4 protein-coding genes and 1 pseudogene are annotated in these 4239 nt (G+C 31.9%); 3 read left to right on the top strand and 2 right to left on the bottom strand.

What is annotated here, in order from left to right:
* Positions 1-58: 58 nt before the first annotated feature.
* Both B2U95_RS08835 and B2U95_RS08830 read right to left on the bottom strand, forming a co-directional pair.
* Positions 59-370 carry a hypothetical protein gene (locus B2U95_RS08835; RefSeq protein WP_296315149.1) on the bottom strand — a complete coding sequence of 104 codons (312 nt, stop codon included), beginning with the start codon at positions 368-370 and terminating at the stop codon, positions 59-61.
* A gap of 39 nt (positions 371-409) precedes the next feature.
* Entirely contained in the window at positions 410-988 is a 579-nt protein-coding gene (locus B2U95_RS08830; RefSeq protein ID WP_296315147.1) for an RNA polymerase sigma factor, read from the bottom strand.
* Positions 989-1141: 153 nt separating this feature from the next.
* Between B2U95_RS08830 and B2U95_RS08825 the strand changes: the two genes are divergently transcribed.
* The 3 genes and pseudogenes from B2U95_RS08825 to B2U95_RS08815 form a co-directional block, all read left to right on the top strand.
* Positions 1142-2353 carry an RsmB/NOP family class I SAM-dependent RNA methyltransferase gene (locus B2U95_RS08825; RefSeq protein ID WP_296315145.1) on the top strand — a complete coding sequence of 404 codons (1212 nt, stop codon included), beginning with the start codon at positions 1142-1144 and terminating at the stop codon, positions 2351-2353.
* A 21-nt stretch (positions 2354-2374) separates the two neighbouring features.
* Positions 2375-3448 carry an endonuclease gene (locus B2U95_RS08820; protein WP_296315142.1) on the top strand — a complete coding sequence of 358 codons (1074 nt, stop codon included), beginning with the start codon at positions 2375-2377 and terminating at the stop codon, positions 3446-3448.
* Between the two features lie 141 nt (positions 3449-3589).
* A pseudogene (locus tag B2U95_RS08815) lies at positions 3590-4239 on the top strand (phosphoribosylformylglycinamidine synthase); the annotation flags it as partial.

The following is a 4239-nucleotide window of genomic DNA, read 5'->3' as shown; positions in this document are numbered from 1 at the left end:
ACTATTGACTGCTATTAAAAAAACAAGTAATATATATAGTACTAAATTCTTTTTCATATTAATTTAATATTGAAGTTTCTGTATTTAACAATCCATAAGACTCTGCAAAATTGTTAATATTATCATCGTATGTGGCTTCTTTTAAATTGTTGAACGCCAGGACATTCAAAACAACTACACAAACCAAAGTAGCCAACTGCAATTTGGGTGTAAACCACGACCAAGTTGCCTCCTGTATATCTTCGGTAGTATTACGAATTTGATGCATCACGTTTTCCTTAAAAAATGGGGATACTTGAACTTCCTTTATCGATTCAATTGAATCTAAAGTTTCATGTACTTTTTTATTAATTTCAAAGTTAGATGTCATAATTAACTCTTTAGATGCACAAGTCTTAAAAAACTTGTGCTAATGTTCATTTTTATAATAATACTCTAATATTTTCTGCAAGTTTTTTTTTGCTCTAAACATAATAGATCCCACAGAAGATAAACTTCTACCTGTAATTTCCGCAACTTCTTGATAGCTCCTACCATCTATTTTATGAAGCGTAAATACCACAGTCTGGCTATTAGGCAAACTGTTTATAGCCTTGAATAAGGTCGCATTAAGCTCTTTGTTTTCTAGCAAAATCCCTGGATGATTTATTTCCGTAAAATAATCCGTTTTATCCATAGGAATTGAATTCCACGTAATTGATTGTAAAAAAGCAAAACGCTTTTTAGTATTCTTTTTTCTAATAAACTCTAAACATTTATTGGTAGTAATTCGATAAATCCAAGTCGATAATTTTGAATCCCCTTTAAATTTTTCTATTGAATTAAAAACCTCTACAAAAACCTCTTGAGCAATATCTTCAGCGTCTTCTTTATTGGGAACAAAAGAGATACAAGTACCAAACACCTTTTGCTGAAAGTCATCCACAAGATTACTATAAGCATTTGTGCTTTTAAGTTTTAACTTTTTTATAAATTCAATTTCCGACAAAAATGCTTTTAATTACTTAGTTGTATTTAGATGCTAAACTTAAAATAAACTTGCGCTATTTTATGTTTTTTTTTAAAAGGTAACACTTTTGCATAAACCCTTTTACTTTTAAACTTTTCCCTTACCTTTACATGCTTATACCTTTTTTTTGAAATGCGACTACACAGAAACTTATGCTTTGCAGTAATTGATGGCTTACACCTTATTTTTAATGAAGGTGAATATGCTGATAAAGTGATTCAACAATTACTTAGACGCGATAAGCGTTGGGGAAGTAGAGATCGCGGCTTTGTCGCAGAAACAGTATACAGCATAGTTCGCTACCAAAGACTTTATGCAGAAATTGCAGATGTAAAGGCACCATATCACAGAGATAATCTTTGGAGAATTTTTGCGGTTTGGGCGACGTTAAAAGGTATTAAATTACCTGATTGGAAATATTTCGAGGACACTCCTTCGCGAAAAATAAAAGGACGTTTTGACGAACTTTCAAAAATCAGAAAATACAAAGAGTCTATACCAGATTGGATAGATGAATTAGGTGTAAAAGAACTAGGTGAAGCTGAGTGGACTAAAGAATTGGCTATGCAAAACGAGCAAGCAGATGTAATTCTTAGAGTTAATACACTAAAAACTAACAAAGAAGACTTACAACTTAAGTTACAATCCGAAGATATTGAAACGGATACTTTACCAGATCATCCTTCGGCTTTAAAGTTAAAAGAACGTGCAAACGTTTTTGTAACAGAAGCGTTTAAAAACGGATGGTTTGAGGTACAAGATGCATCTTCGCAACTCGTTGCTGATTATTTAGATGTAAAACCAGGGATGAAAGTTGTAGATGTATGTGCTGGTGCAGGTGGTAAAACGTTACATTTAGCATCTCTCATGGAAAACAAAGGGCAAATCATTGCCATGGATATTTACGAAAGTAAATTGAAAAAACTCAAAATTAGAGCACGTCGTAATGGTGTTCATAATATTGAACTGAAAGTTATAGATTCTACAAAACCTATTAAGAAATTACATGGTAAAGTAGATCGTTTATTAATAGATGCACCATGTTCTGGCTTAGGGGTTTTAAGAAGAAACCCAGACGCCAAATGGAAATTACAACCAGAATTTATTGAGAATATTAAGAAAACACAATTAGAAGTTTTAGAACAATACTCTAAAATGGTAAAGTCTGGTGGTAAAATGGTTTATGCGACGTGTTCAGTATTACCCTCTGAAAACCAGAAACAAGTTGATAAATTCTTGAAATCTGAAACAGGACAAGATTTCACTTTCGTAAAAGACAAGAAAGTTCTAGCCTATAAGTCTGGCTTTGACGGATTTTATATGGCTTTATTAAAAAGAAAATAACCTAAATTAAAATAGTATTATATGAGACACCTATACACATTTTTACTTTTTGTATTTACCCTTAACTGCTTTTCTCAACAAGCATATTATAGTAATGGGCAAAACAACTTAGACTTTACCCTTACTGCTCAAAATATGTATGATGCACTTCAGACAAAAATAAGTAACTATACAAATTTTGATACCTACACTTATGGAGACGTAAGAGATGATTTTAAAATAATGGATTTAGATCCTACCAATTCTGCAAATGTACTTTTACTCTATGGTTTTAATAATGAGATTAGCTGCTCTAGTGGTATTACAGACAGAAGAATTAGAGATAAAGACAATTTCGGAGGAGATAATTGCGAATACAACAGAGAGCATGTTTTTGCAAGATCTAATGCAAACCCAGGAATGGGATCTACGAGTAATTCATTTACTGGTATTGTGGCAGATCCTTATAATCTTAGAGCTACCGATGTTCAACGAAATGGTTCAAGAGGAAGTAAAAAATTCGGTGGAGGTTCAGGAAATTCTGGTGGTGTAGGGAGTGGTGAATGGTATCCTGGCGATGAATGGCTTGGAGACGTAGCACGAACTATGATGTATATGTATGTTCGTTATGGAGATAGATGCTTGCCAGATTTAAATGGTCTTGGTGCAAAAGAAGGCAGTACAGAAATGCTACAAATTTATTTAGAGTGGAATGCTATTGACCCAGTGTCTGATATCGAAAACAATAGAAATAACCATCTAGAAGGAATATACGGGAATCGTAATCCATTTGTAGATAATCCATATCTCGCTAAAATTATTTGGGGAGGTGATGATGAACCCGAAGATCTTTGGGGAATTCTAAGTTTAGATGATACTCAATTAGTATCAACTTTTAATATTTCACCTAATCCTGCCAAAGACATAGTTAATATTACCATATCTAATAACTTAGAAACTAGAATAGAGATATACGACATATTAGGCAAACGTGTTTTTATCAGAAAAGTGAATACATCTTTACCACTTAATATAAGTTCATTAAAAACAGGTCTCTATCTTTTTAAGTTCATTCAAAAAGATAAAATACTGACAAAAAAATTAATAATTCAATAATTAGAAAAGCAGCTTTTAAAGCTGCTTTTTTTTGTTTAAAACTTGTTGAATACTTCACTATTTCAGATTTAATTCTTTTAGCAATTATCGCAAAATGAATTAACTTTGTCGTTTAATTTTCACTTCAAATATCTCATATAAATGATTCATTTCTTCGGAAACCAAAACAGTAAAATTTTTGCTGTTCAAGTAACAAAAGAATTATCAACAGAAACCATCTCTAAACTGATATGGTTATTTGGCAATCAGCCAAAAATTGAACAAGCATCATTAGATACTTTTTTTGTTGGACCAAGAGCTGCAATGATTACTCCTTGGAGTACAAATGCTGTTGAAATTACTGAGAATATGGGGATTTCGGATATTAAAAGAATTGAAGAATTCAATAGTATTTCAGAAAATTTTAAAGATTTCGATCCAATGATTTCTGAAAAATATAATGATCTAAATCAAGATATTTTCAAAATCGATACCCAACCTGAAGCGATTCAAAACATTGATGATATTTCTAAATATAATGACCAAGAAGGCTTATCGCTCAGTGAAGATGAAGTTGGGTATTTAGAAGGTGTTGCTAAAAAAATAGGACGATCACTTACAGATTCTGAAGTATTTGGATTTTCTCAAGTAAATTCTGAACATTGCAGACATAAAATTTTCAATGGCACGTTTGTTATTGATGGTGAAGAAAAAGAAACATCACTTTTCAAACTTATTAAAGAAACAGCGAAGCAAAATCCTAATACCATTGTTTCAGCCTACAAAGATAATGTCGCTTTTATTAAAGGACC

It is taken from the genome of Winogradskyella sp. UBA3174, from assembly GCF_002364335.1.
Classification (GTDB): domain Bacteria; phylum Bacteroidota; class Bacteroidia; order Flavobacteriales; family Flavobacteriaceae; genus Winogradskyella.
Note: the sequence above shows the minus strand (reverse complement) of the source record. Positions and strands in the feature narration are given on the sequence as shown.